The organism is Pseudomonas sp. FW305-E2, assembly GCF_058782925.1.
In genome coordinates, this window is the sequence record NZ_JBYSYE010000010.1 from 1 (window position 1) to 24,478 (window position 24,478).

The 24,478-nt window shown below is 61.0% G+C and carries 21 protein-coding genes, 1 tRNA gene and 1 pseudogene; 18 read left to right on the top strand and 5 right to left on the bottom strand.

Annotated elements, in window-relative coordinates; all coding sequences use genetic code 11:
- From AC3WLP_RS11030 to phhA, 4 genes and pseudogenes are all read right to left on the bottom strand, one after another.
- Positions 1 to 529 (bottom strand): annotated as a pseudogene (locus AC3WLP_RS11030) (deaminase domain-containing protein); the annotation flags it as partial.
- A gap of 157 nt (positions 530 to 686) precedes the next feature.
- Positions 687 to 815 carry a hypothetical protein gene (locus tag AC3WLP_RS11035; RefSeq protein ID WP_003254533.1) on the bottom strand — a complete coding sequence of 43 codons (129 nt, stop codon included), beginning with the start codon at positions 813 to 815 and terminating at the stop codon, positions 687 to 689.
- Positions 816 to 1,004: 189 nt separating this feature from the next.
- Positions 1,005 to 1,361 carry a 4a-hydroxytetrahydrobiopterin dehydratase gene (locus tag AC3WLP_RS11040; RefSeq protein WP_003254532.1) on the bottom strand — a complete coding sequence of 119 codons (357 nt, stop codon included), beginning with the start codon at positions 1,359 to 1,361 and terminating at the stop codon, positions 1,005 to 1,007.
- A 39-nt stretch (positions 1,362 to 1,400) separates the two neighbouring features.
- Entirely contained in the window at positions 1,401 to 2,189 is a 789-nt protein-coding gene (phhA, locus tag AC3WLP_RS11045; protein ID WP_003254528.1) for a phenylalanine 4-monooxygenase, read from the bottom strand.
- 257 nt (positions 2,190 to 2,446) lie between these two features.
- Between phhA and AC3WLP_RS11050 the strand changes: the two genes are divergently transcribed.
- Positions 2,447 to 4,006, top strand: a complete 1,560-nt coding sequence (locus AC3WLP_RS11050) for a sigma-54-dependent transcriptional regulator (RefSeq protein ID WP_012051576.1) — start codon at positions 2,447 to 2,449, stop codon at positions 4,004 to 4,006.
- A 199-nt stretch (positions 4,007 to 4,205) separates the two neighbouring features.
- Here the strand turns inward: AC3WLP_RS11050 and AC3WLP_RS11055 are convergent, their stop codons facing one another.
- Entirely contained in the window at positions 4,206 to 4,460 is a 255-nt protein-coding gene (locus AC3WLP_RS11055; protein WP_088513396.1) for a DUF2790 domain-containing protein, read from the bottom strand.
- A gap of 397 nt (positions 4,461 to 4,857) precedes the next feature.
- On the opposite strand from AC3WLP_RS11055, the gene acs reads away from it, so the two are divergent.
- The 17 genes from acs to AC3WLP_RS11140 all read left to right on the top strand — a co-directional run bounded on the left by acs (position 4,858) and on the right by AC3WLP_RS11140 (position 24,372).
- Entirely contained in the window at positions 4,858 to 6,819 is a 1,962-nt protein-coding gene (gene acs / locus AC3WLP_RS11060) for an acetate--CoA ligase (RefSeq protein ID WP_088513395.1), read from the top strand.
- 536 nt (positions 6,820 to 7,355) lie between these two features.
- Positions 7,356 to 8,141 (top strand): ABC transporter substrate-binding protein, encoded by a 786-nt coding sequence (locus AC3WLP_RS11065; RefSeq protein WP_012051577.1) that lies wholly within the window; start codon positions 7,356 to 7,358, stop codon positions 8,139 to 8,141.
- 88 nt (positions 8,142 to 8,229) lie between these two features.
- Positions 8,230 to 8,919, top strand: a complete 690-nt coding sequence (locus AC3WLP_RS11070; RefSeq protein ID WP_003254523.1) for an ABC transporter permease — start codon at positions 8,230 to 8,232, stop codon at positions 8,917 to 8,919.
- Positions 8,916 to 9,614 (top strand): ABC transporter permease, encoded by a 699-nt coding sequence (locus AC3WLP_RS11075; RefSeq protein WP_003254520.1) that lies wholly within the window; start codon positions 8,916 to 8,918, stop codon positions 9,612 to 9,614. The genes AC3WLP_RS11070 and AC3WLP_RS11075 overlap by 4 nt, the downstream gene beginning before the upstream one ends.
- Positions 9,615 to 9,636: 22 nt before the next feature.
- The gene (locus AC3WLP_RS11080) at positions 9,637 to 10,401 is read left to right on the top strand and encodes an ABC transporter ATP-binding protein (protein ID WP_003254518.1); all 765 of its coding nucleotides are present in this window, start codon (positions 9,637 to 9,639) and stop codon (positions 10,399 to 10,401) included.
- A 98-nt stretch (positions 10,402 to 10,499) separates the two neighbouring features.
- A complete protein-coding gene (argR, locus tag AC3WLP_RS11085; RefSeq protein ID WP_004576734.1) occupies positions 10,500 to 11,480 on the top strand; it encodes a transcriptional regulator ArgR in 981 nt (326 codons plus the stop codon).
- Positions 11,481 to 11,852: 372 nt separating this feature from the next.
- Complete coding sequence (locus AC3WLP_RS11090) at positions 11,853 to 13,073, top strand: aspartate aminotransferase family protein (RefSeq protein WP_017148162.1); 1,221 nt, start codon at positions 11,853 to 11,855, stop codon at positions 13,071 to 13,073.
- A gap of 147 nt (positions 13,074 to 13,220) precedes the next feature.
- Positions 13,221 to 14,240 (top strand): arginine/ornithine succinyltransferase subunit alpha, encoded by a 1,020-nt coding sequence (gene aruF, locus AC3WLP_RS11095; protein ID WP_012051578.1) that lies wholly within the window; start codon positions 13,221 to 13,223, stop codon positions 14,238 to 14,240.
- Between the two features lie 78 nt (positions 14,241 to 14,318).
- The gene (gene astA, locus AC3WLP_RS11100) at positions 14,319 to 15,347 is read left to right on the top strand and encodes an arginine N-succinyltransferase (protein WP_003254513.1); all 1,029 of its coding nucleotides are present in this window, start codon (positions 14,319 to 14,321) and stop codon (positions 15,345 to 15,347) included.
- Positions 15,348 to 16,811, top strand: coding sequence for a succinylglutamate-semialdehyde dehydrogenase (gene astD / locus AC3WLP_RS11105; protein ID WP_088513394.1), 1,464 nt, complete (start codon positions 15,348 to 15,350; stop codon positions 16,809 to 16,811).
- Between the two features lie 23 nt (positions 16,812 to 16,834).
- Positions 16,835 to 18,184, top strand: a complete 1,350-nt coding sequence (gene astB, locus AC3WLP_RS11110) for an N-succinylarginine dihydrolase (RefSeq protein ID WP_004577068.1) — start codon at positions 16,835 to 16,837, stop codon at positions 18,182 to 18,184.
- A gap of 14 nt (positions 18,185 to 18,198) precedes the next feature.
- Positions 18,199 to 18,489 carry a topoisomerase II gene (locus AC3WLP_RS11115; RefSeq protein WP_003254508.1) on the top strand — a complete coding sequence of 97 codons (291 nt, stop codon included), beginning with the start codon at positions 18,199 to 18,201 and terminating at the stop codon, positions 18,487 to 18,489.
- Positions 18,490 to 18,499: 10 nt separating this feature from the next.
- On the top strand, positions 18,500 to 19,507 hold the full coding sequence (gene astE, locus AC3WLP_RS11120) for a succinylglutamate desuccinylase (protein ID WP_088513393.1): 1,008 nt from the start codon (positions 18,500 to 18,502) through the stop codon (positions 19,505 to 19,507).
- A 384-nt stretch (positions 19,508 to 19,891) separates the two neighbouring features.
- Positions 19,892 to 22,516, top strand: coding sequence for an alanine--tRNA ligase (alaS, locus tag AC3WLP_RS11125; protein WP_029611822.1), 2,625 nt, complete (start codon positions 19,892 to 19,894; stop codon positions 22,514 to 22,516).
- A 102-nt stretch (positions 22,517 to 22,618) separates the two neighbouring features.
- Positions 22,619 to 23,854 (top strand): aspartate kinase, encoded by a 1,236-nt coding sequence (locus AC3WLP_RS11130; protein ID WP_088513392.1) that lies wholly within the window; start codon positions 22,619 to 22,621, stop codon positions 23,852 to 23,854.
- Between the two features lie 166 nt (positions 23,855 to 24,020).
- Positions 24,021 to 24,209 carry a carbon storage regulator CsrA gene (gene csrA, locus AC3WLP_RS11135; RefSeq protein ID WP_003254503.1) on the top strand — a complete coding sequence of 63 codons (189 nt, stop codon included), beginning with the start codon at positions 24,021 to 24,023 and terminating at the stop codon, positions 24,207 to 24,209.
- Between the two features lie 72 nt (positions 24,210 to 24,281).
- Positions 24,282 to 24,372 (top strand) — tRNA-Ser (locus tag AC3WLP_RS11140).
- Positions 24,373 to 24,478 lie beyond the last annotated feature (106 nt).

A 24,478-nucleotide genomic window follows, 5' to 3' on the forward strand; every position in this document is an offset into this window, starting at 1 on the left:
GCACCAGTGGACGGGAGGCCGATCGTGGGGGCTGGGGGGGAGTTGGCAAACTGGGGTACAGCAGCAAGGCGGCCGCTACGAAGCAGTCACGCTGGGTCAGGCACACCCGCCGAGCCCAGAGTGCCTGGGCAAGGCTGCAACTGGCATAGGGCCATGGATTGGGCAGGCCTTCGTTCAACCCGGCGATCAGTGAGGCATCGGTTGCCGTGATCACGATATGGGCCAGTTTTGTCTGCAAGGTCGCCACCAGGTTCGCCTCTACTTGGCTGCCGGCGGGGCGTCGCAGGGTGCGGTTGAAGTGCTCACGCGCCGGTTCACGGGCGAAAGCTTCGGTCAGCTGCTGGTGCAGGTCATGATCGCTCAGGTCGACGGGGAACAGGTCTGTGAAGCCCAGTGCCTGGTTGAAATGTTCGCGCAGCGATGTGGCCAGGTCCATTGGACCGGACAGGTCGCTGTGCAGGCGCACGCTTTCGGCGTCCAGGGTGTCTATCCGGGCGAGTAGGTCGGCGGCGTCAGTGATGGATGACATGGCTCTGCCTCTTTGCGGTTGGAGGCACGAGTCTGTGTAGGGAAGGGGCGGGGCAGGTGGTAGTGGGTTGTTACAACGTTGATTTTAGACGGTGTGAAAACGTGATGACGGGGGTAGCCCGCAGGTCAGCCGTTTTCACACAGTCGGGGATGCGCAGTTATTCCTGGTCAGCGCTGGATTGATCGTCACCATCCTGCTCGGCGGCAGCTGCCGGTTCGGCGTGAACGGTCACGGATGGCTCTTCTGGGTTCAGGCTTGGGAAGGGAAGATTCGGGATTTCATGCATCTCGTCGTTCCTCGCAAGTGTGAGTGAAAAGTCTGCGCCAGGCGCGTTTGTGGCTTCAAAAAGCTGGGGCAGGATACACAAGTCTGGATGACAGTTTGGTTTTTTTCCCGGTCGTTTGTCGGTTTTGCGGGCGAACAGCGCACAGATGCCCCATGAAAAAAGGGGCCTCTGGCCCCTTCGTTCTGGTGATTACTTCCGGCCTTCAGCCGTTTCCGCCACCTTGTCAGTGCGTGCGCACATGATGAAGTCGTTGCGGTGCAGGCCTTTGATCGAGTGGCTCCACCAGGTCACGGTGACCTTGCCCCATTCAGTCAGCAGCCCTGGGTGGTGGCCTTCGGCCTCGGCGATTTCGCCCACGGCATTGGTGAATGCCAGGGCGTGCTTGAAGTTCTTGAACAGGAACACGCGCTCCAGCTCCATGTGGCCGTCACGTACTTCGATGTTCCAGTCCGGGATTTCGCGGATCAGCTCAGCCAGCTCTTCGTCGGTGACTTTCGGTGCGTCGGCGCGGCAGGCTTCGCAATGGGCTTGGTTCAAGGCATTCATGAGGTGTTTTCCGGTTCGAGTTGTTATCGGCAAGGTCGCTCAGGCAGCGACCTTGGGTGGAAATTTCGGTGCGTGCAGACCCAGCTGCATGGCTTTATGGACCATGCCCATGATGTCCTCGTGGGCCAGGTCGAACAGGCGCTTCATGTTCGGCAGCACGAAATACACCGGTTGCAGAATGTCGATGCGGTAGGGCGTACGCATGGCCTCGATCGGGTCGAAGGCTTGGTGCTCAGGCTCGTCAGACAGACTGTAGACGGTCTCTTTCGGCGACGAGAGGATGCCGCCACCATAGATTTTGCGGCCTTGCGCGGTTTCCATCAGGCCAAACTCGATGGTCATCCAGTACAAGCGCGCCAAGTACACACGTTGTTCCTTGGTCGCGGCGAGGCCGAGCTTGCCGTAGGTGTGGGTGAACTCGGCGAACCAGGGATTGGTCAGCAGCGGGCAGTGGCCGAAGATCTCGTGGAAAATATCCGGCTCTTGCAGGTAGTCCAGCTCTTCCGGGGTGCGGATGAAGGTGGCGACCGGAAAGCGCTTGCTGGCCAGCAATTCGAAGAAGGTCTGGAAGGGGATCAGCGCCGGTACCCGGGCAACCTGCCAGCCGGTGGTGGCACCCAGCACCTTGTTGATCTCGCCCAATTGCGGAATGCGGTCATGCGGCAATTTCAGCTGGTCGATGCCGTCCAGGTATTCCTGGCACGCACGGCCTTCGATCACTTTCAGCTGGCGGGTGATCAGGGTGTTCCACACCGCATGCTCTTGCTGCGGGTAATCGATAAAACCATGCGCATCGGGCTCGCGTGCCACGTATTGCGTCTGTTTCATGAGGCTCTCCTGGTGAGGGCTTTTCTTGTTATGTGCAGGACATGCCTAAAGGAATATCCCTTCGCCAGCGGTTTTGCACGGGGGTGGGCCTCGGCCGCGAAGGGTGCTGACGTGGGTTTTCGTAACGATAATTTTACAAAACGCGGCAAGTGTCGGAAAATTCGAGGCATCTGGTTGATAGAGACCCGGTTTTTGTCAGCTTATCTTTACGACTTTTCCGCGCGGTGTTGAAAAACATCAGCGCTTCGAGAGCCCTCATGCGTATCAAAGTCCATTGCCAGAACCGCATTGGCATCCTGCGCGACATCCTCAACCTGCTGGTGGAGTACGGCATCAACGTGCTGCGCGGTGAGGTGGGCGGTGACCATGGCAACGCCATCTACCTGCACTGCCCGAACCTGATCAACCTGCAATTTCAGGCCCTGCGGCCGAAGTTCGAGGCGATTGCCGGGGTGTTCGGCGTAAAGCGTGTGGGCCTGATGCCCAGCGAACGCCGGCACATGGAGCTGAATGCGTTGCTGGGGGCGCTGGATTTCCCGGTGCTGTCGATCGACATGGGCGGCAGCATCGTTGCGGCCAACCGTGCCGCCGCTCAGTTGCTTGGCGTGCGGGTTGATGAGGTGCCGGGCATGCCGCTGGCGCGCTACGTAGAAGACTTCGATCTACCGGAGCTGGTGCGGGCCAACAAGTCGCGCATCAACGGCTTGCGCATCAAAGTCAAAGGCGATGTGTTCCTGGCCGATATCGCACCGCTGCAGTCCGAGCATGATGACAGCGAGGCGCTGGCCGGCGCGGTGCTTACCCTGCACCGCGCCGACCGAATCGGCGAGCGTATCTACAATGTGCGCAAGCAAGAGCTGCGTGGCTTCGACAGTATCTTCCAGAGCTCGCGGGTGATGGCTGCCGTGGTGCGTGAAGCGCGGCGCATGGCGCCGCTGGATGCACCGTTGCTGATCGAGGGCGAAACCGGTACCGGCAAGGAGTTGCTGGCGCGCGCCTGCCACCTGGCCAGCCCGCGTGGACAGTCGCCGCTGATGGCGCTCAACTGCGCCGGGTTGCCCGAGTCGATGGCCGAGACCGAGCTGTTCGGTTACGGCCCTGGGGCATTCGAAGGGGCACGGGCCGAAGGCAAGCTGGGGCTGCTGGAGTTGACTGCAGGCGGCACGCTGTTCCTTGACGGGGTAGGGGAGATGAGCCCGCGCCTGCAGGTAAAGCTGCTGCGCTTTCTGCAGGACGGCTGCTTCCGTCGGGTGGGTAGCGATGAAGAGGTCTACCTGGATGTGCGGGTGATTTGTGCAACCCAGGTGGATTTGTCCGAGTTGTGTGCCCGTGGCGAGTTTCGCCAGGACCTGTATCACCGGCTCAATGTACTGTCGCTGCACATTCCGCCTTTGCGCGAATGCATGGATGGTCTGGAGGGGTTGGTGCAGCATTTTCTCGATCAGGCCAGTCGACAGATTGGCTGCGCCATGCCGCGCCTGGCACCGGCGGCAATGGACAAACTTGGGCAGTACCACTGGCCAGGTAATGTAAGGCAGTTGGAAAACGTTTTGTTCCAGGCGGTTTCGTTATGTGACGGCGGCGTGGTTAAAAGCGAGCATATCCGCTTGCCGGATTATGGCGTGCGGCAACCGTTAGGCGAGTTTTCGCTGGAAGGGGATCTTTCGCAGATAGTAGGGCGCTTTGAAAAGGCGGTGCTGGAAAGTTTGATAGGTGAGTTTCCCAGTAGTCGGGCCTTGGGCAAAAGACTGGGTGTTTCGCACACGACAATTGCCAACAAGTTGAGGGATTACTCGCTTAACAAGTCGGCGGATTAGTTGTTGGGCAAAGAACCTGGGACTGCGTTGCAGTCCTTTCGCGACACAAGGCCGCTCCCACTCCAATCGCGCCAGCTTTCAGAAATTGAGCAAGACAGTTGCTCCCACAGGTAATACGCTGTGCTCTGGCTGGGCGCATTACCTGTGGGAGCGGCCTTGTGTCGCGATAGGGGCCCGCAGGGCCCCCGATTCCAGGGTATCAGCCGTTAGAGCAGCCGTTCCCCATCACGCGGTATTCGAGAATGTGCTTCTGGCCCTGGGAGTCCTCGTAGGTCATGCGGGCGGGCACGACTTCGCACACATTGGGCACTTCGCTCATGGAAATGACGCGAGCAATGTCCAGGTGCTTCGAGTAACTGTACTGTTCAACCGGAATCTGCTCGGCATCTTTGGCTTCGCCGGCCATTGCCGCGCCGCAAAGACTGCCAAGTACCAATACCAGTAAAGCTTTCATTTTCTATTTACCTGTCTAAGGTCGTGAGGGGGCACGCGGCGCTTATGGCGCCGCGAGTACAGCGAGTGTTAACTATCGGGATTAGAGGGGGATTAACGTTTGCCTTCGTGGGGGCTGTTACCAGTTGTTAATCGCCTTGCCGTTGCTGGCGAGGTGAATTTTATGGCGGTGGCCAATGCTGAAACAGTGGGTGTTTTGATAAAGTGTTTTGACAGAATCTGTAACAATCCTGTGGCAAACCCCTCGTTTTTTCGTCGGCAAGGCTGTAATGCCCGCGCCAGAGCGTTTTGCCGGAACGGGTGTGCCAAATTACTACCAACGTCGAATGGCTTTTGTCGCTCTGGTACAGTTACAAACGGTTCCATACAAAAACAACTATTACACCGAGGTAACACAGATGAGTGCGGCTCCACTGTATCCCGTTCGTCCCGAGGTTGCGGCCACTACCCTGACCGACGAGGCCACCTACAAGGCCATGTACCAGCAATCGGTGATCAACCCGGACGGCTTCTGGCGCGAGCAGGCCCAGCGTATCGACTGGATCAAGCCGTTCACCAAGGTCAAGCAGACCTCCTTCGACGACCACCATGTCGATATCAAATGGTTCGCCGACGGCACTCTGAACGTTTCCTTCAACTGCCTGGACCGCCACCTTGAAGAGCGCGGTGACCAGTTGGCCATCATCTGGGAAGGTGACGACCCTTCCGAGCACCGCAACATCACTTACCGCGAGTTGCACGAGCATGTCTGCAAGTTCGCCAACGCCCTGCGTGGCCAGGATGTGCACCGCGGTGACGTGGTCACCATCTATATGCCGATGATCCCCGAAGCGGTGGTCGCCATGCTGGCCTGTGCACGCATTGGTGCGATTCACTCGGTGGTGTTCGGCGGCTTCTCGCCCGAGGCGCTGGCTGGCCGTATCATCGACTGCAAGTCCAAGGTGGTGATCACGGCCGACGAAGGCGTGCGTGGTGGCCGCCGCACACCGCTCAAGGCCAACGTCGACCTGGCGCTGACCAACCCTGAAACCAGCAGCGTGCAGAAAATCATCGTGTGCAAGCGCACCGGTGGCGACATTGCCTGGCACCAGCACCGCGACATCTGGTACGAAGACCTGATGAAAGTCGCCTCCAGCCACTGCGCACCCAAGGAAATGGGCGCTGAAGAGGCGCTGTTCATCCTTTACACTTCCGGCTCCACCGGCAAGCCGAAGGGCGTGCTGCACACCACAGGCGGTTACCTGGTTTACGCCGCGCTGACCCATGAACGCGTGTTCGATTACCGCCCGGGCGAGGTGTACTGGTGCACCGCCGACGTCGGTTGGGTCACAGGCCACAGCTACATCGTCTACGGCCCGCTGGCCAACGGCGCTACCACCTTGCTGTTCGAGGGCGTGCCGAACTACCCGGACATTACCCGCGTATCGAAGATCGTCGACAAGCACAAGGTCAACATCCTCTACACAGCGCCAACTGCCATTCGCGCCATGATGGCTGAAGGGCAGGCAGCTGTTGAGGGCGCCGACGGTTCCAGCCTGCGTCTGCTGGGGTCGGTGGGTGAGCCGATCAACCCTGAGGCCTGGAACTGGTACTACAAGACCGTCGGCAAGGAGCGTTGCCCGATCGTCGACACCTGGTGGCAGACCGAGACCGGCGGCATCCTGATCAGCCCGCTGCCTGGCGCCACCGGCCTCAAGCCGGGTTCGGCAACCCGTCCGTTCTTCGGTGTGGTGCCTGCCCTGGTCGATAACCTGGGCAACCTGATCGACGGTGCTGCCGAAGGCAACCTGGTAATCCTCGATTCCTGGCCGGGTCAGTCGCGTTCGCTGTATGGCGACCATGACCGCTTCGTCGACACCTACTTCAAGACCTTCCGTGGCATGTACTTCACCGGCGACGGTGCGCGCCGGGACGAGGACGGCTACTACTGGATCACCGGTCGTGTGGATGACGTGCTCAACGTGTCCGGCCACCGCATGGGTACTGCCGAGATCGAAAGCGCCATGGTCGCGCATTCGAAGGTTGCCGAGGCCGCAGTGGTTGGCGTGCCGCATGACATCAAAGGGCAGGGTATTTATGTGTATGTCACCCTCAATGCCGGCATCGAGGCCAGCGAGCAATTGCGCCTGGAGCTGAAGAACTGGGTACGCAAGGAGATTGGCCCGATTGCCTCGCCGGATGTGATCCAGTGGGCGCCAGGGCTGCCGAAGACCCGCTCGGGCAAGATCATGCGCCGCATCCTGCGCAAGATTGCCACCGGTGAATACGACGCCCTGGGCGATATCTCGACCTTGGCCGACCCAGGTGTGGTGCAGCACCTGATCGATACCCACAAGGCGATGAACCTGGCTTCGGCCTAATTCCCTCCCCGGCAATACCCCCTGTAGGAGCGGGCTTGCCCGCGAATGCGTCAGTTCAGGCTAAGCTGTCTCCTGACCTCATGCATTCGCGGGCAAGCCCGCTCTTGCATTGTTACCCGACAATCATCGGTTACTGTTCTGTCACCGGCCTCGCACAGGTTCGGGGCGCCAGGAAACAATTCCGGCCCGTTTCGGTGCATCGGGGTCAGCATTTTGTGCATCAAGGCACGCTGCACTTGCCGTCGTACAAGGGTTTGCCAATAATAGGCCCAGGAATTGCTAGGTCTATAGGTTCTATTTCTTGCGCCGTTGCATATTCTGCACTGGCTGTCAACATCGCCCGCGGCGGTTTCAAGCGCTTCTATAAGTAGTTGTCGCTTTGAAGAAATATCGACTACCGGGCTGTCGTTAAAATGCCACTCACTCGCTCGTGGTATGCGGCCTTGGTCGAACCCTGCGCGGCTCGCGTTGTACTCATTCGCATATCGGGCAGCCGTTACCTGCCTTGTATTGCCCCGTACCGATGGAGTTACCTGATGAAGAAGCTCGCACTGCTTGGCGCCCTGGCGCTGTCTGTGTTTTCCCTGGTGTCGCAGGCTGATGAAAAACCGCTGAAAATCGGCATCGAAGCGGCCTACCCACCCTTCGCCTTCAAGCAACCTGACGGCAGCATCGCCGGCTTTGACTACGATATCGGCAACGCGCTGTGCGAAGAGATGAAAACCAAGTGTACCTGGGTCGAGCAGGAGTTCGACGGCCTGATCCCGGCGCTGAAAGTGCGCAAGATCGACGCCATCCTGTCGTCCATGTCGATCACCGATGACCGCAAGAAGTCGGTCGACTTCACCAAGCGCTACTACCTGACTCCGGCGCGCCTGGTCATGAAGGACGGCACCACCGTCAGCGACAGCCTGGACGAACTGAAAGGCAAGAAGATCGGCGTGCAGCGCGGCTCCATTCACGACCGCTTCGCCAAGGAAGTGCTGGGCGCCAAAGGTGCCACCGTGGTGCCTTATGGCACCCAGAATGAAATCTACCTGGACGTCGCAGCTGGCCGCCTCGACGGCACCGTGGCGGATGCCACCCTGCTGGAAGACGGCTTCCTCAAGACTGACGCCGGCAAGGGCTTCGCGTTCGTAGGCCCGGCCTTCACCGACGCCAAGTACTTCGGTGACGGTATCGGTATTGCCGTACGCAAGGGTGACAAGGCCAATGTCGACCGCATCAACGCGGCGATCGACGCAATCCGTGCCAACGGCAAGTACAAAGAAATCGAAAGCAAGTACTTCAATTTCGACATCTACGGTCCAGACTCGAAGTAAGACGTCGGGTTTCACCTGTGCAATGGTGCAAACAGCAGAGGCTCTGAGGTTTGCACCATTTTTCATTCTCTAGGTCGAGGACCTCATCATGTTGAAAGGCTACGGGGCAGTCATCCTCGACGGGGCGTGGCTGACGCTACAGCTCGCCCTGTCGTCGATGGCCCTGGCCATCGTGCTCGGCCTGATCGGTGTGGCGCTGCGTTTGTCACCAGTGCGCTGGCTGGCCTGGCTGGGCGATCTGTATTCCACGGTGATCCGTGGTATTCCGGACCTGGTCCTGATCCTGCTGATCTTCTATGGCGGGCAAGACATCATCAACCGGGTGGCGCCGCTGCTCGGCTATGAAGACTATATCGATCTGAATCCGCTGATTGCGGGTATCGGTACCCTGGGCTTCATCTTTGGCGCCTACCTCTCGGAAACTTTCCGCGGGGCCTTCCTGGGCATTCCCAAAGGCCAGGCCGAGGCGGGCGTGGCCTATGGCATGAGCCCCCGCCAAGTGTTCTTCCGCATCCAGGTGCCGCAAATGATTCGCCTGGCCATTCCGGGCTTCACCAACAACTGGCTGGTGCTGACCAAGGCTACTGCGCTGATTTCGGTCGTCGGCCTGCAGGACATGATGTTCAAGGCCAAGCAGGCGGCTGACGCCACCCGCGAACCCTTCACCTTCTTCCTGGCAGTGGCGGCGCTGTACCTGGTGCTGACCAGTGTTTCGCTGCTGGCCCTGAAGTATCTGGAGCGCCGCTACTCGGTGGGCGTCAAGGTGGCTGAACTATGATCTTCGACTACAACGTCGTCTGGGAAGCGCTGCCAATGTACTTCGGCGGTTTGCTGACCACCCTGAAACTGCTGGCGATTTCGCTTTTCTTCGGCCTGTTGGCAGCCATTCCGCTGGGCCTGATGCGGGTATCCAGGCAGCCGGTGGTCAACCTTGCTGCATGGCTGTACACCTACGTCATCCGTGGCACGCCGATGCTGGTGCAGCTGTTCCTGATCTACTACGGCCTGGCCCAGTTCGAGGCGGTGCGCGAGAGTATCTTCTGGCCGCTGCTGTCCAGCGCTACCTTCTGCGCCTGCCTGGCGTTCGGCATCAATACCAGTGCCTACACCGCCGAAATCATTGCCGGCAGCCTCAAGGCGACGCCGCATGGCGAGATCGAAGCTGCCAAGGCCATGGGGATGTCGCGCATGAAAATGTACCGCCGCATCCTGCTGCCTTCGGCACTGCGTCGGGCACTGCCGCAGTACAGCAATGAAGTGATCATGATGCTGCAGACCACCAGCCTGGCGTCGATCGTCACCCTGATCGACATCACCGGTGCTGCGCGCACGGTCAATGCCCAGTACTACCTGCCTTTCGAGGCCTATATCACGGCGGGCGTGTTCTACCTGTGCCTGACCTTTATCCTGGTGCGCCTGTTCAAGATGGCCGAACGCCGCTGGCTCGGCTACCTGGCGCCGCGCAAGCACTGACCGCTTTGTGAGAATCGACAGCATGTACAAACTCGAAGTCCAAGACCTGCACAAGCGCTACGGCAGCCACGAAGTGCTCAAGGGCGTGTCGCTGGCCGCCAAGGCCGGCGACGTCATCAGCATCATCGGCTCCAGCGGTTCGGGCAAGTCGACCTTCCTGCGCTGCATCAACCTGCTGGAGCAGCCGCACGCCGGCAAGATCCTGCTCAACAACGAAGAGCTGAAGCTGGTGGCCGGCAAGGATGGTGCGTTGAAGGCCGCCGACCCGCGTCAATTGCAGCGCATGCGCTCGCGCCTGTCGATGGTGTTCCAGCACTTCAACTTGTGGTCGCACATGACTGCGCTTGAGAACATCATCGAAGCGCCAGTGCACGTGCTGGGCGTGAACAAAAAGGAAGCCCTGGAAAAGGCCGAGCACTACCTGGCCAAGGTGGGGGTTGCCCATCGCAAGGATGCCTTCCCCGGGCATATGTCGGGGGGTGAGCAACAACGTGTGGCAATTGCCCGGGCATTGGCCATGGAGCCGGAGGTCATGCTGTTCGATGAGCCGACCTCGGCGCTCGACCCTGAGCTGGTGGGTGATGTGCTGAAGGTGATGCAGGCGCTGGCCCAGGAAGGTCGGACCATGGTGGTGGTGACCCACGAAATGGGCTTTGCCCGCGAGGTGTCCAACCAGCTGGTGTTTCTGCACAAAGGCCTGGTGGAAGAAACCGGCTGCCCGCGTGAAGTGCTGGCCAATCCGCAGTCGGAGCGCCTGCAGCAGTTCCTCTCCGGCAGCCTGAAGTAAAAGCTGCATTTTTGCACCAGAATAGGGCATGCTGCGCGGCGAGCGCAGCCTGACCCGGCGCACAGACTCGAACGACCTCAGGTTTCGGACCGTACCCTATGACCACCCAGCGAATCGGTTTTCTCATCTGGCCCAGCACCAGGCCTTTGACCCTGGCGTTGGCCGAGGAAGTGTTGCTGGTGGCGCAGCGGGTGCATCCGGATGTGGTTTACGAGTTGGTCTTCCTGCAGGCCGAGCCTGCGCAGGAAGGCGCCTGGCGGCTGCCGGGCGAGCCGTGGACCGGCCGTCTGGAGGGTTGCCACAAGCTCTTTCTGCTGGCCGACGAGCCGCCTGCGGCGATGGGGGCTGCCTTTTCAGCGGCGCTCAAGCAACTGGCGCGCAGTGGTTGCCTGATCGGTGGCTTGTCGGCTGGTGTGTATCCGCTGGCCATGCTGGGCCTGCTCGATGGGTACCGGGCAGCCGTGCACTGGCGCTGGCAGGATGACTTTGCCGAACGCTTCCCCAAGGTGATTGCCACCAGCCACCTGTTCGACTGGGATCGCGACCGACTGACTGCCTGCGGCGGTATGGCCGTGACCGACCTGCTGCTGGCGGTGCTGGCGCGCGATCACGGGGCGGAGCTGGCCGGGGCGGTATCGGAAGAGCTGGTGGTAGAACGCATCCGCGAGGGTGGCGAGCGCCAGCGTATTCCGCTGCAGAACCGCCTGGGCTCGAGTCACCCCAAGCTGACTCAGGCCGTTTTGCTGATGGAAGCCAACATCGAAGAGCCGCTGACCACCGACGAAATCGCCCAGCATGTGTGTGTGTCACGTCGGCAGTTGGAGCGTATCTTCAAGCAGTACCTGAACCGTGTACCCAGCCAGTACTACCTGGAGTTGCGGTTGAACAAGGCGCGGCAGATGCTGATGCAGACCAGCAAGTCGATCATCCAGATCGGGCTGTCCTGTGGCTTCTCCTCGGGGCCGCATTTTTCCAGTGCCTACCGTAACTTCTTTGGTGCAACGCCGCGAGAAGACCGGAACCAGCGTCGCAGCAGCAGCCCGTTTGAATTGAGCTCGGCGCCGGCTGAAAAGGGCTGAGATTCGGTTGGGTTCGGGGTGTATGCCTTGGGGTTGATGTTGGGGTGCAAATCGAGCGCCGCGCGGGCGGCGCTCGATCTCCCCGTCAACACACCAACATCGCCGTACATCCTGCCCCCTCAAAATTCTGTGTGAACACCCGTACATCCTGCCCCCTCACAAACCTGTGTGAACACCCGTTCACCCAGCCCCCTCTCTCCCGTACACTGCGCGATTGCGACAGTGTTTGTCGCATTGCCGAAAGCCTTGTCAAAACTGGGTTTTGCGCTGTAACAAGTTGTCGCTTGGCCGCAAGGACAGGCGCGGATCAGTCCTTACAATCCCCCCATCGCTCGCCACTTCCAGGCCAGCGTTCCTCTTCAGGAGACTCAGATGTCCGTTGAGCAAGCCCCGGTGCAACGTGCCGATTTCGACCAGGTGATGGTCCCCAACTATTCTCCGGCGGCCTTCATTCCTGTGCGAGGCGAGGGTTCCCGCGTCTGGGACCAGTCGGGTCGCGAGTTGATCGACTTTGCCGGCGGCATCGCGGTCAATGCCCTGGGCCACTGCCACCCGGCACTGGTCAAGGCCCTGACTGAACAGGCCAATACCCTCTGGCACGTCTCCAACGTGTTCACCAACGAGCCGGCCCTGCGCCTGGCCCACAAGCTGGTGGACGCCACCTTTGCCGACCGCGCGTTCTTCTGCAACTCCGGCGCCGAGTCCAACGAGGCCGCTTTCAAGCTGGCCCGTCGTGTGGCGCATGACCGCTTCGGTCCGCAAAAGCACGAAATCATCGCCACCCTGAACAGCTTCCACGGTCGCACCCTGTTTACCGTCAGCGTGGGTGGCCAGCCGAAGTACTCCGATGGCTTTGGCCCGAAGATCACCGGTATCAGCCATGTGCCGTACAACGACCTGGAAGCGTTGAAGGCACAGATTTCCGACAAGACCTGCGCCGTGGTGATCGAGCCGATCCAGGGCGAGAGCGGCGTGGTGCCGGCCGACAAGGCCTACCTGGAAGGCGCGCGCAAGCTGTGTGATGAGCACAATGCGCTGCTGATCTTCGACGAAGTGCAGACTGGCGTGGGCCGTACCGGCTCGCTGTATGCCTACCAGCACTACGGCGTGACCCCGGACATTCTGACCAGTGCCAAGAGCCTGGGCGGCGGCTTCCCGATTGGCGCCATGCTGACCACCACCGAGCTGGCCAAGCACCTGGCCGTTGGCACCCACGGCACCACCTATGGCGGCAACCCGCTGGGTTGCGCCGTGGCCTGCGCGGTGCTGGATGTGGTCAACACCCCGGAAACCCTGGCCGGTATCAAGGCAAAGCACGAGCGCTTCAAAACCCGCCTGGAGCAGATCGGCCAGAAGTACAACCTGTTCAGCCAGGTGCGTGGCGTCGGCTTGCTGCTGGGCTGTGTCTTGACCGAGGCCTGGCAAGGCAAGGCCAAGGACGTGCTCAATGCTGCCGAGAAAGAAGGCGTGATGGTGCTGCAGGCCGGCCCGGATGTCGTCCGCTTCGCGCCAAGCCTGGTGGTTGAAGACGCTGACATCGACGAAGGCCTGGACCGCTTCGAACGCGCTGTGGCCACACTGACCAAAGGCTGATTCGCCAGCGGTCCTTTCGCCGGCCGCGGCGCAGCCTCAGCCCGAGGCTGAGCCGGGTCGGCGATACCCGATTCCAGTGCAGGTGCCTGGGTGCCTGCCGTTTTTCCGTGCCGACGTGAATGGCCCGTATTCCAAAGGAGTGACACCATGCTGGTGATGCGCCCCGCGCAAATGGCTGATCTGAACGACGTGCAGCGCATGGCTGCAGACAGCCCCATTGGTGTCACCTCGCTGCCGGACGACACTGCTCGTCTGGGCGACAAGATTGCCGCCTCTGAGACATCCTTCGCCGCCGAGGTCAGCTTCAACGGTGAAGAGAGTTACTTTTTCGTGCTCGAAGACAGTGAAACAGGCAAGTTGGCCGGCTGCTCGGCCATTGTCGCTTCGGCCGGCTACTCCGAGCCGTTCTACAGTTTTCGTAACGAAACATTCGTGCACGCCTCACGCGAGCTGAAGATACACAACAAGATCCATGTGCTGTCGCTGTGCCACGATCTGACCGGCAACAGCCTGCTGACCAGTTTCTATGTGGCGCCGGAGCTGGTGAACAGTGGCTGGGCCGAGCTCAACTCGCGCGGCCGACTGCTGTTCATGGCTGCGCACCCGGAGCGCTTTGCCGATTCGGTGGTGACCGAGATCGTCGGCTTCAGCGACGAGCAGGGTGAATCGCCGTTCTGGGATGCCATCGGCCGCAACTTCTTCGACCTCAACTATGCCGACGCCGAGCGCCTGTGCGGCCTGAAGAGCCGTACCTTTCTCGCCGAGCTGATGCCCCACTACCCGATCTACGTGCCGTTGTTGCCAGACCTGGCGCAGGAAGCCATGGGCCAGGTACATCCGCGGGCGCAGATCACCTTCGACATACTCATGCGCGAAGGCTTCGAGACTGAGCACTACATCGACATCTTCGACGGCGGCCCGACCCTGCATGCGCGCACCTCTGGCATCCGCTCGATCGCCCAGAGCCGGGTGGTCCCGGTGAAGATCGAAGAGGCCCCGGCCAAAGGCGGTCGCCCGTACCTGGTGTGCAACGGCCTGCTGCAGGACTACCGCGCGGTGTTGCTGGACCTGGACTGGGTGCCTGGCAAGCCGGTCAGCCTGAGCGTGGCAGCAGCCGACGCGCTGGGCGTGGGCGAGGGCGCCAGCGTGCGCCTGGTCGCGGTTTGAGGTCTGGCAACAGACGTTTCGGGATTGATGCGTTAGCAGAGTTTCGCGCCGGCCGATGCCGCCGCACAAGGAGATAGCATGATCGTTCGTCCTGTACGCAGCAGCGATTTGCCTGCGTTGATCGAATTGGCACGCAGCACCGGCACCACCGGGCTGACCACGCTGCCGGCCAACGAAGAGCGCCTGGGGCATCGCGTTGGTTGGGCGGAAAAAAGCTTTCGTGGCGAAGCCGAGCGTGGCGACACCGATTACCTGTTCGTGCTGGAAAACGACGAAGGTCTGGTGGTGGGTATCAGTGCCATCGCCGGCGCCGTCGGCCTGCGTGAGCCTTGGTACAACTACCGGGTCGGCCTGACTGTCAGCGCCTCGCAGGAGCTGAAGATCTACCGCGAAATCCCGACGCTGTTCCTGGCCAACGACCTGACCGGCAACTCCGAGCTGTGCTCGCTGTTCCTGCGTAGCGACTACCGCTCGGGCCTCAATGGCCGCCTGCTGTCGCGTGCGCGCATGCTGTTCATTGCCGAGTTCCCCGAGCTGTTCGGCAAGAAGATCATTGCCGAAATGCGCGGCATGTCTGACGAGCAGGGCCGTTCGCCGTTCTGGGAAAGCCTGGGCCGGCATTTTTTCAAGATGGAGTTCAGCCAGGCCGATTACCTCACTGGCGTGGGCAACAAGTCGTTCATCGCCGAACTGATGCCCAAGTTCCCGCTGTACACCTGCTTCCTGTCCGAAGCGGCGCGCAGTGTGATCGGCCGTGTGCACAAAGACACCGAGCCGGCGCTGGCCATGCTCAAGCAGGAAGGCTTCAACTACCAGGGCTACGTCGACATCTTCGATGCCGGCCCGGCCATCGAGTGTGACACTGCCAAGATCCGCGCCGTGCGCGAGAGCCAGACCCTGGTGCTGGCGGTAGGTACGCCAGGCGATGACGCGACCCCTTTCATTATCCACAACCGCAAGCGCGACGATTGCCGCATCACTGCTGCACCTGCACGGTTGGCCGCCGGCACCCTGGTGGTCGACCCGTTGACCGCCAAGCGCCTGCGCATGGGCGTCGGTGACAATGTCCGCGCGGTGCCGCTGTCGGCCAGCCGGGAGGCCCAGTAAATGACCACGCATTACATCGCAGGCAATTGGCAGGCCGGCCAGGGCGAAACCCTGCAGTCGCTCAACCCGGTGACCCAGGCCGTGATCTGGCAAGGGCAGGGCGCTGACGCCAGCCAGGTCGACGCTGCCGTGCAGGCCGCGCGGCAGGCCTTTCCGGCCTGGGCGCAGTTGAGCCTGGAGGCACGTATCGATGTGCTGGAGAAGTTTGCCGCGCAGCTGAAAGTGCATGCCGAAGCCATGGCCCAGTGCATTGGCGAGGAAACCGGGAAGCCGCTGTGGGAATCTGCGACTGAAGTCACCAGTATGATCAACAAGGTGGCGATTTCAGTACAGAGCTACCGCGAGCGCACCGGCGAAAAGAGTGGTCCGCTGGCCGATGCCACGGCTGTTCTGCGGCACAAGCCTCACGGCGTCGTGGCGGTGTTCGGCCCTTACAATTTCCCCGGGCACCTGCCCAATGGCCATATCGTGCCGGCGCTGCTGGCAGGCAACTGCGTGGTGTTCAAGCCCAGCGAGCTCACCCCCAAGGTCGCTGAGCTTACCGTCAACTGCTGGATTGCTGCCGGCCTGCCGGCGGGTGTGCTGAACCTGGTGCAGGGCGCACGTGAAACCGGTGTGGCGCTGGCCGCCAACCCAGGTATCGATGGCCTGTTCTTCACCGGCTCCAGCCGCACCGGCAACTTGCTGCATCAACAGTTCGCAGGCCGCCCAGACAAGATTCTGGCCCTGGAAATGGGGGGTAACAACCCGCTGGTGGTGGACGAGGTCAAGGACCTCGATGCGGCGGTGTATACCATTGTCCAGTCGGCGTTCATTTCCGCCGGCCAGCGTTGCACCTGCGCGCGGCGCCTGCTGGTGCCGCAAGGCGCCTGGGGTGATGCGCTGATCGCGCGCCTGGTCGAAGTGTGCAAAACCATCACGGTGGGGGCGTTCGATGAACAGCCGGCGCCTTTCATGGGGTCGGTGATTTCGCTGCAGGCGGCTCGGGCGCTGCTTGCCGCCCAGGTTGAACTGGCCGCCAAAGGTGGCGTGAAACTGCTGGAAATGACTCAGCCGCAGGCCGATGCTGCACTGCTGACCCCGGGCATTGTCGATGTCACCGCCGTGGCTGACCGCCCGGACGAAGAGTTTTTCGGCCCGCTGTTGCAGGTGATCCGCTACGGCGACTTCGATGCTGCCATCGATGAAGCCAATAACACCCAGTATGGCCTGGCCGCCGGCTTATTGTCTGATTCGCGAGCCCGCTACCAGTACTTCTGGTTGCGCAGTCGCGCTGGCATCGTCAACTGGAACAAACAGCTGACGGGGGCTGCCAGCAGCGCGCCGTTCGGTGGTGTGGGTGCCAGTGGCAACCATCGCGCCAGCGCCTATTACGCGGCCGACTACTGCGCTTACCCCGTGGCTTCGCTGGAGACCGCCAGCCTTGCCTTGCCGGCGACCCTGACGCCGGGCGTCACCCTATAACAACAGGTCACGGAGCCTAGCCGATGAAATCCTATGAAGTGAATTTTGATGGCCTGGTGGGGCCTACCCACAACTATGGCGGCCTGTCTTACGGTAACGTGGCTTCGCAGAGCAACAGCCAGCAGGCGTCCAACCCGCGTGAGGCCGCGCGCCAGGGCCTGGCGAAGATGAAAGCGCTGGCCGACATGGGCTTCAAGCAGGGTGTTCTGGCGCCACAAGAGCGCCCGGACGTGGCGGCGCTGCGCCGCCTGGGGTTCAGTGGTAGCGATGCCGACGTTATCCAGCGCGCCGCCCGCGAGGCCATGCCGTTGCTGGTGGCCAGTTGCTCGGCCTCGAGCATGTGGGTGGCCAACGCCGCGACAGTCAGCCCGAGTGCCGACACTGCTGACGGTCGCGTGCACTTCACTGCCGCCAACCTCAACTGCAAATATCACCGCAGCATCGAACACCCGACCACCAGCCGCGTGCTGGGTGCCATGTTCAACAACGAGAAACACTTTGCCCACCACGCTGCGCTGCCTGCCGTGGCACAGTTCGGTGACGAGGGCGCGGCCAACCACACGCGCTTCTGCCGCGCCTATGGCGAGGCTGGCGTGGAGTTTTTTGTCTACGGCCGCAGTGCCTTCGACAGCCGTTACCCCGCGCCACAGAAGTACCCGGCCCGACAAACCCTGGAGGCCTCGCAAGCTGTGGCCCGGCTGCACGGCCTGAGCGATGACGGTGTGGTCTACGCTCAACAGAACCCGGCGGTGATCGATCAGGGTGTGTTCCACAATGATGTGATTTCGGTCGGTAACGGCGAGGTGCTGTTCTACCACGAGGACGCGTTTCTCGAGACCGACGCGGTACTTGGGCAACTGCGAGCTAAACTGGCCAGCAAGGGTGGCAACTTCCAGGCCATCTGCGTGCCCAGGGCCGCGGTGGCGGTGGAGGACGCGGTGCGTTCCTACCTGTTCAACAGCCAGCTGCTCAGCCGCGACGATGGTTCCATGCTGCTGGTCGTGCCGGAAGAGTGTCGCAACAACGAGCGGGTCTGGGCCTATCTGGGCCAGCTGACCAGCCAGGGAGGCCCGGTGAAGGAGGTCAAGGTATTCGACCTCAAGCAAAGCATGCAAAACGGCGGCGGCCCCGCCTGCCTGCGTTTGCGCGTGGCTTTGAAAGAAGCGGAACTGGCAGCCGTCAACCAAGGCGTTATCATGACGGCCCCGCTGTATGACACGCTGCTGCAGTGGGTCGACAGGCACTACCGCGATCGCCTTGGCGAAGCAGACCTGGCTGACCCGCAACTGCTGGTGGAATGCCGTACGGCACTGGACGAATTGACCCAGATCCTGAAGTTGGGCTCGGTGTATCCGTTCCAACGCCAACCTTGAAGAGAGACTCTGTAATGACCGACGCCTTGCGCCTGATCCTCGAAGATGAAGACGGCACCCAGCTGGAAACTTCCTGCACCCGCTTTGCTGTGGTCTGGCAAGGCAAGGAAGTGTGGATTCAGCAGGATGGCCGTGGCCAGTTGCTGATCGGCGTGGATGTCGAGGAAGACGACACCGAGTATGCCAACTTGCTGCTGCGCCCGATGGCCACCAATCTGGTCAGCCTGCAGCTGGAAATGGAACCGGCAGAACTTGGCGAAGACGACGATCACGTTCATGGCCCTGACTGCGGTCACCACCACTAAGGAAGCACCTATGCTCGCCCTTGGCAAATTGCTTGAGCTGACCCTCACCGCTCACGAACCGGCTGAGAAGACCCAAGTGACACCCGGGGGCGCGCGTTTGCGATGGCTGGGGGAGGGCGCGCTCGAAGTGCGTCCGGCCGAAAGCGAAGATTGCGGGCTGGACTTGCTGTTGTCCGCCGGCATTCATGGCAACGAAACAGCGCCGATCGAATTGCTCGAACGGCTGCTGCACGGCGTGGCCAACGGCAAGATCAAACCCAGGGCACGGGTGCTGTTCCTGTTCGGCAACCCGGCGGCGATCCGCAAGGGCGAGCGCTTTATCGAACAGGACATCAACCGCTTGTTCAATGGTCGCCATGAGCTGTCCAGCGGGTTCGAAGCACTGCGTGCTGCCGAGCTTGAACAGTTCGCCCGGGTGTTCTTCAGCAAGCCGGGGCGCAACCGCCTGCATTACGACCTGCATACTGCCATCCGCGGTTCGAAGATCGAGCAATTCGCCTTGTACCCTTATAAAGAGGGGCGTAAGCACTCCCGTCGTGAGCTGGCGCGCCTGGCGGCGGCAGGTATGGAAGCGGTGCTGCTGCAAGGCAAGTCGTCCATCACCTTCAGTGCTTTCACCTACGAACAGCTTGAGGCTGAAGCTTTCACCCTGGAGTTGGGCAAGGCCCGCCCGTTCGGCCAGAACGAGCAGGTGAACCTCGACAAGCTCGAAGAGCGGCTGATCCGCATCATCGAGGCTACCGAGCCCGAAAACGAAAGTTCGCTGGATGGCCTGCAGCTGTTCAGTGTTTCCCGCGAAATCATCAAGCACAGCGACAGCTTCCACCTGCACCTGCCGGCGGACATCGAAAACTTCTCCGAGCTGAGCAAGGGTTACCTGCTGGCTGAGGACCTGGCCGAGATGCGCTGGGTGGTTGAGGAGGAGGGTGCGCGCATCATCTTCCCCAACCCCAAGGTCAAGAACGGCTTGCGCGCTGGCATTCTGATCGTGCCGGATTCGGGGCAGCGCCTGGGGTGAGAGCGGTGTCGCCTGTTTCGCGGGTGAACCCGCTCCTACGGGCACGGCGCCACATTAAGGCCTTGCACATACCTTGTAGGAGCGGGTTTACCCGCGAAACAGGTGACACAGTTTCGGATCCTATCCTTGATGAAAACCCTTTAATTCACCGCCTGTTCCCTTTTCCCCTCCCTTAAGCGGTAATTGGCTTGCCAGTGGCGAAACACAGGATTTAGCATCCGGTCATGTCGTTTTCGTTTGCATAGCCCGAAAAACCGTCCAAACGATGGCTTCTATCGTATAAACACACTGCATCAAGACTGCAGGACCGATATAATGCGGCCCTTTGCCGTCGTTTCGTCGACGCGTTTGCCCAACAGGGCCGCCGTTTCCGTGGAAGAACCTATGAAAAGCGCAGAAATCCGTGAAGCCTTCCTTCGCTTCTTCGAAGAGCAGGGACATACCCGAGTCGCCTCCAGTTCGCTGATCCCGAACAACGACCCGACCCTGCTGTTCACCAACGCAGGCATGAACCAGTTCAAGGACTGCTTCCTCGGTGCGGAGAAGCGCGCCTACACGCGTGCTGTCAGCAGCCAGAAGTGCGTGCGTGCCGGTGGCAAGCACAACGACCTGGAAAACGTCGGTTACACCGCGCGTCACCACACCTTCTTCGAAATGCTGGGCAACTTCAGCTTCGGCGACTATTTCAAGCGCGATGCCATTACCTTCGCCTGGACCTTCCTGACGTCTGAGCAGTGGCTGAACCTGCCCAAGGAAAAGCTCTGGGTCACCGTCTACGCCACCGACGACGAAGCCTACGACATCTGGACCAAGGAAGTCGGCGTGCCGGCCGAGCGCATGGTGCGCATCGGCGATAACAAGGGCGCCCCGTACGCCTCCGACAACTTCTGGACCATGGGCGATACCGGCCCGTGCGGCCCATGCACCGAGATTTTCTACGATCACGGCCCGGATATCTGGGGTGGCCCACCTGGCTCGCCAGAAGAAGATGGTGACCGCTACATCGAGATCTGGAACAACGTCTTCATGCAGTTCAACCGCACAGCCGACGGTGTGCTGCACCCGCTGCCAGCACCGTCGGTGGACACCGGCATGGGCCTGGAGCGCGTCAGCGCCGTGCTGCAGCACGTGCATTCGAACTACGAGATCGACCTGTTCCAGAACCTGCTGGCTGCCGCAGCCAAGGCCATCGGTTGCAGCAATGACGGCCAGGCCTCGCTGAAAGTGGTCGCCGACCACATCCGTTCGTGCGGCTTCCTGATTGCCGACGGCGTGCTGCCGTCCAACGAGGGCCGTGGCTACGTGCTGCGCCGCATCATTCGCCGCGCTTGCCGTCACGGCAACAAGCTGGGCGCCAAGGGCAGCTTCTTCTACCAGATCGTTGCCGCACTGGCCGCTGAAATGGGCGAAGCCTTCCCGGAGTTGAAGAGCCAGCAAGCGCACATCGAGCGCGTGCTCAAGGCCGAAGAAGAGCAGTTCGCCAAGACCCTGGAGCAGGGCCTGCGCATCCTCGAGCAAGACCTGGCCCAGCTGAAAGGCGACGTGGTACCGGGCGACGTGGTGTTCAAGCTGTACGACACCTATGGCTTCCCGATGGACCTGACTGCCGACATCGCCCGTGAGCGTGAGCTGACTATCGACGAAGCCGGCTTTGAGCGTGAAATGGACGCCCAGCGTGAGCGTGCCCGTTCCGCCAGCGCCTTCGGCATGGATTACAACAGCCTGGTCAAGGTCGACAGCGCCACCGAGTTCCTCGGTTACGACACCACCGAGGGCCAGGGCAAGATCATCGCCCTCTACAAGGATGGCCAATCCGTTGACCAGCTGGGTGAAGGCGAGCAGGGCGTTGTGGTGCTCGACCGCACGCCGTTCTACGCCGAGTCCGGTGGCCAGGTTGGTGACAGCGGCTTCCTGCAGGCAGGTGCTGCACGCTTCGACGTGCGTGATACCACCAAGACCGGCGGCGCCTTCCTGCACCACGGCGTGGTGGCCAGCGGTGCGCTGCTGATCGGTTCGCCCGTCGAGGCCAAGGTCGATGCCGACGTACAGCACGCCACCTCGTTGAATCACTCCGCCACCCACCTGCTGCACGAAGCATTGCGCCAGGTACTGGGCGAGCATGTACAGCAGAAGGGCTCGCTGGTCGACAGCCAGCGCCTGCGTTTCGACTTCAGCCACTTCGAAGCGGTGAAGCCGGAGCAGATCAAGCAGCTGGAAGACATCGTCAACCGCGAGATTCGCAAGAACACCCCGGTTGAAACCGAACTGACCGACATCGAAACTGCCAAGGCCAAAGGCGCAATGGCGCTGTTCGGCGAGAAATACGGCGACACCGTGCGTGTGCTGAGCATGGGCGGTGATTTTTCGGTGGAATTGTGCGGCGGTATCCACGCCAAGCGCACCGGTGACATCAGCCTGTTCAAGATCATCAGCGAAGGCGGCGTAGCCTCTGGCGTGCGCCGTATCGAAGCCGTAACCGGTGCCGCTGCGCTGGCTTACCTGAACGCTGCCGAAGAGCAGGTCAAGGAAGCCGCACAACTGGTCAAGGGTAACCGCGACAACCTGATCGACAAGCTGTCGGCTGTGCTCGAGCGCAACCGCCAGCTGGAGAAGCAGCTGGAACAGCTGCAGGCCAAGGCCGCCAGCGCCGCCGGGGACGATCTCTCCAACGCGGCCGTTGAGGTCAAGGGTGCCAAGGTCCTCGCCGCCCGCCTGGATGGGCAGGATGGCAAGGCCCTGCTGGCCCTGGTCGATCAGCTGAAGAACAAGCTCGGCCACGCAGTGATCCTGCTGGGCAGCGAGCATGAGGGCAAGGTTGTGCTGGTGGCCGGCGTGACCAAGGACCTCTCCAGCCAACTCAAGGCTGGCGATCTGATGAAACAAGCCGCTGCGGCGGTGGGTGGCAAGGGCGGCGGCCGTCCGGACATGGCCCAGGGTGGTGGCGTCGACGTCGCTGCCCTGGACCAGGCCCTGGCGCTGGCCGTGCCATTCGCAGAGCAGGGACTTTGAGATGAGGGGGTGGAGGGTCTAGTGGCCACACAGGCCACTCCCGTCCACCCCTTCATGTTGGATTGTTTTTTGGGGCCCTGTATGGGCTGAGGCACCATTGAAATGGCGTTGATCGTACAGAAATTTGGCGGCACCTCTGTCGGTTCCATCGAGCGGATCGAGCAGGTAGCCGAAAAGGTCAAGAAACACCGTGAAGCGGGCGAAGACCTGGTGGTTGTGCTGTCGGCCATGAGCGGTGAAACCAATCGCCTGATCGACTTGGCCAAGCAGATCACCGATCAGCCGGTTCCTCGTGAACTGGACGTGATCGTGTCGACGGGTGAGCAGGTCACCATTGCCCTGCTGACCATGGCCTTGATCAAGCGTGGTGTGCCAGCGGTGTCCTACACCGGCAACCAGGTGCGTATTCTCACCGACAGCTCGCACAACAAGGCGCGCATTCTGCAAATCGACGACCAGAAGATTCGTGCCGACCTCAAGGAAGGTCGCGTCGTCGTGGTTGCAGGCTTCCAGGGTGTCGACGAGCACGGCAGCATCACTACCCTGGGTCGTGGTGGCTCTGATACCACCGGCGTGGCCCTGGCGGCGGCGCTGAAGGCTGATGAGTGCCAGATCTACACTGATGTTGATGGCGTCTACACCACCGACCCGCGCGTCGTGCCACAGGCTCGTCGCCTGGAGAAGATCACCTTCGAAGAGATGCTGGAAATGGCCAGCCTTGGTTCCAAGGTGCTGCAGATCCGTTCGGTGGAGTTCGCCGGCAAGTACAACGTTCCGCTGCGCGTGCTGCACAGCTTCAAGGAGGGTCCGGGTACCCTCATTACCATTGATGAAGAGGAATCCATGGAACAGCCGATCATTTCCGGTATCGCCTTCAACCGTGATGAAGCAAAGCTGACCATTCGCGGCGTGCCGGATACCCCGGGCGTGGCCTTCAAGATCCTCGGCCCGATCAGCGCTTCGAACATCGAAGTCGACATGATCGTGCAGAACGTTGCTCACGATAACACCACCGACTTCACCTTCACCGTGCACCGCAATGAGTACGAGAAGGCGCAGAGCGTGCTGGAAAACACTGCGCGCGAAATCGGTGCCCGTGAAGTGATCGGCGACACCAAGATCGCCAAGGTCTCGATCGTCGGCGTCGGCATGCGTTCGCACGCCGGGGTTGCCAGCTGCATGTTCGAAGCCCTGGCCAAGGAGAGCATCAACATCCAGATGATCTCCACTTCCGAGATCAAGGTTTCGGTGGTGCTCGAAGAGAAGTACCTGGAGCTGGCCGTGCGCGCGCTGCATACCGCGTTCGATCTGGATGCTCCTGCCCGACAGGGCGAGTAAGGCGCTGCCTGGAAGGGCGCGGCTTGCCGCGCCCTTCGCGTTTCTGCTCGCCGCGCAGGCCCTGTCCTGCCCTGTGCGGCGAGTAACCGGGGCCATGGTCGTCGTCCGCGACCCGGCCCGATATCCAAGACTGTTACCCCTGAATGTTTTGCGTAAGGAGAAAGCTATGTTGATTCTGACTCGTCGGTGCGCCGAGAGCCTGATCATTGGAGACGGCGAGATCACCGTGACGGTGCTTGGCGTCAAAGGCAACCAGGTGCGTATTGGCGTGAGCGCCCCGAAAGAAGTGGCAGTTCACCGCGAGGAAATCTACCTGCGGATCAAGAAGGAGAAGGATGAAGAGCCAAGCCTTTAATTTTTTTGAAGTTTTTTTCAAAAAAAGGGTTGCAAAGGTGAAAGAGGTTCTTTAATATTCGCCTCGTGTTGCGGTGAGGTGGCCGAGTGGCCGAAGGCGCTCCCCTGCTAAGGGAGTATACCTCATAAGGGTATCGGGGGTTCGAATCCCCCCTTCACCGCCATTATTTGCGTAGGGCGCTGTAAACGGTAGGAACGCTAAGTAGTTGTTTTATAACGAAAAGCTTCTTGCAAAAATGTTTCAGCGACCTATAATGCGCGGCAAGACAC

What these genes read in the sequence shown, in the direction of transcription:
- AC3WLP_RS11040 (WP_003254532.1), bottom strand. Translation starts at nt 1,361, where the DNA reads ATGAATGCCTTGAACCAAGCCCATTGCGAAGCCTGCCGCGCCGACGCA.
- AC3WLP_RS11075 (WP_003254520.1), top strand. Translation starts at nt 8,916, where the DNA reads ATGATCTTCGACTACAACGTCGTCTGGGAAGCGCTGCCAATGTACTTC.
- phhA (WP_003254528.1), bottom strand. Translation starts at nt 2,189, where the DNA reads ATGAAACAGACGCAATACGTGGCACGCGAGCCCGATGCGCATGGTTTT.
- AC3WLP_RS11080 (WP_003254518.1), top strand. Translation starts at nt 9,637, where the DNA reads ATGTACAAACTCGAAGTCCAAGACCTGCACAAGCGCTACGGCAGCCAC.
- AC3WLP_RS11065 (WP_012051577.1), top strand. Translation starts at nt 7,356, where the DNA reads ATGAAGAAGCTCGCACTGCTTGGCGCCCTGGCGCTGTCTGTGTTTTCC.
- AC3WLP_RS11070 (WP_003254523.1), top strand. Translation starts at nt 8,230, where the DNA reads ATGTTGAAAGGCTACGGGGCAGTCATCCTCGACGGGGCGTGGCTGACG.
- AC3WLP_RS11115 (WP_003254508.1), top strand. Translation starts at nt 18,199, where the DNA reads ATGACCGACGCCTTGCGCCTGATCCTCGAAGATGAAGACGGCACCCAG.
- astD (WP_088513394.1), top strand. Translation starts at nt 15,348, where the DNA reads ATGACCACGCATTACATCGCAGGCAATTGGCAGGCCGGCCAGGGCGAA.
- AC3WLP_RS11035 (WP_003254533.1), bottom strand. Translation starts at nt 815, where the DNA reads ATGCATGAAATCCCGAATCTTCCCTTCCCAAGCCTGAACCCAGAAGAG.
- astE (WP_088513393.1), top strand. Translation starts at nt 18,500, where the DNA reads ATGCTCGCCCTTGGCAAATTGCTTGAGCTGACCCTCACCGCTCACGAA.
- AC3WLP_RS11090 (WP_017148162.1), top strand. Translation starts at nt 11,853, where the DNA reads ATGTCCGTTGAGCAAGCCCCGGTGCAACGTGCCGATTTCGACCAGGTG.
- argR (WP_004576734.1), top strand. Translation starts at nt 10,500, where the DNA reads ATGACCACCCAGCGAATCGGTTTTCTCATCTGGCCCAGCACCAGGCCT.
- AC3WLP_RS11050 (WP_012051576.1), top strand. Translation starts at nt 2,447, where the DNA reads ATGCGTATCAAAGTCCATTGCCAGAACCGCATTGGCATCCTGCGCGAC.
- alaS (WP_029611822.1), top strand. Translation starts at nt 19,892, where the DNA reads ATGAAAAGCGCAGAAATCCGTGAAGCCTTCCTTCGCTTCTTCGAAGAG.
- acs (WP_088513395.1), top strand. Translation starts at nt 4,858, where the DNA reads ATGAGTGCGGCTCCACTGTATCCCGTTCGTCCCGAGGTTGCGGCCACT.
- csrA (WP_003254503.1), top strand. Translation starts at nt 24,021, where the DNA reads ATGTTGATTCTGACTCGTCGGTGCGCCGAGAGCCTGATCATTGGAGAC.
- AC3WLP_RS11055 (WP_088513396.1), bottom strand. Translation starts at nt 4,460, where the DNA reads ATGAAAGCTTTACTGGTATTGGTACTTGGCAGTCTTTGCGGCGCGGCA.
- aruF (WP_012051578.1), top strand. Translation starts at nt 13,221, where the DNA reads ATGCTGGTGATGCGCCCCGCGCAAATGGCTGATCTGAACGACGTGCAG.
- astA (WP_003254513.1), top strand. Translation starts at nt 14,319, where the DNA reads ATGATCGTTCGTCCTGTACGCAGCAGCGATTTGCCTGCGTTGATCGAA.
- AC3WLP_RS11130 (WP_088513392.1), top strand. Translation starts at nt 22,619, where the DNA reads ATGGCGTTGATCGTACAGAAATTTGGCGGCACCTCTGTCGGTTCCATC.
- astB (WP_004577068.1), top strand. Translation starts at nt 16,835, where the DNA reads ATGAAATCCTATGAAGTGAATTTTGATGGCCTGGTGGGGCCTACCCAC.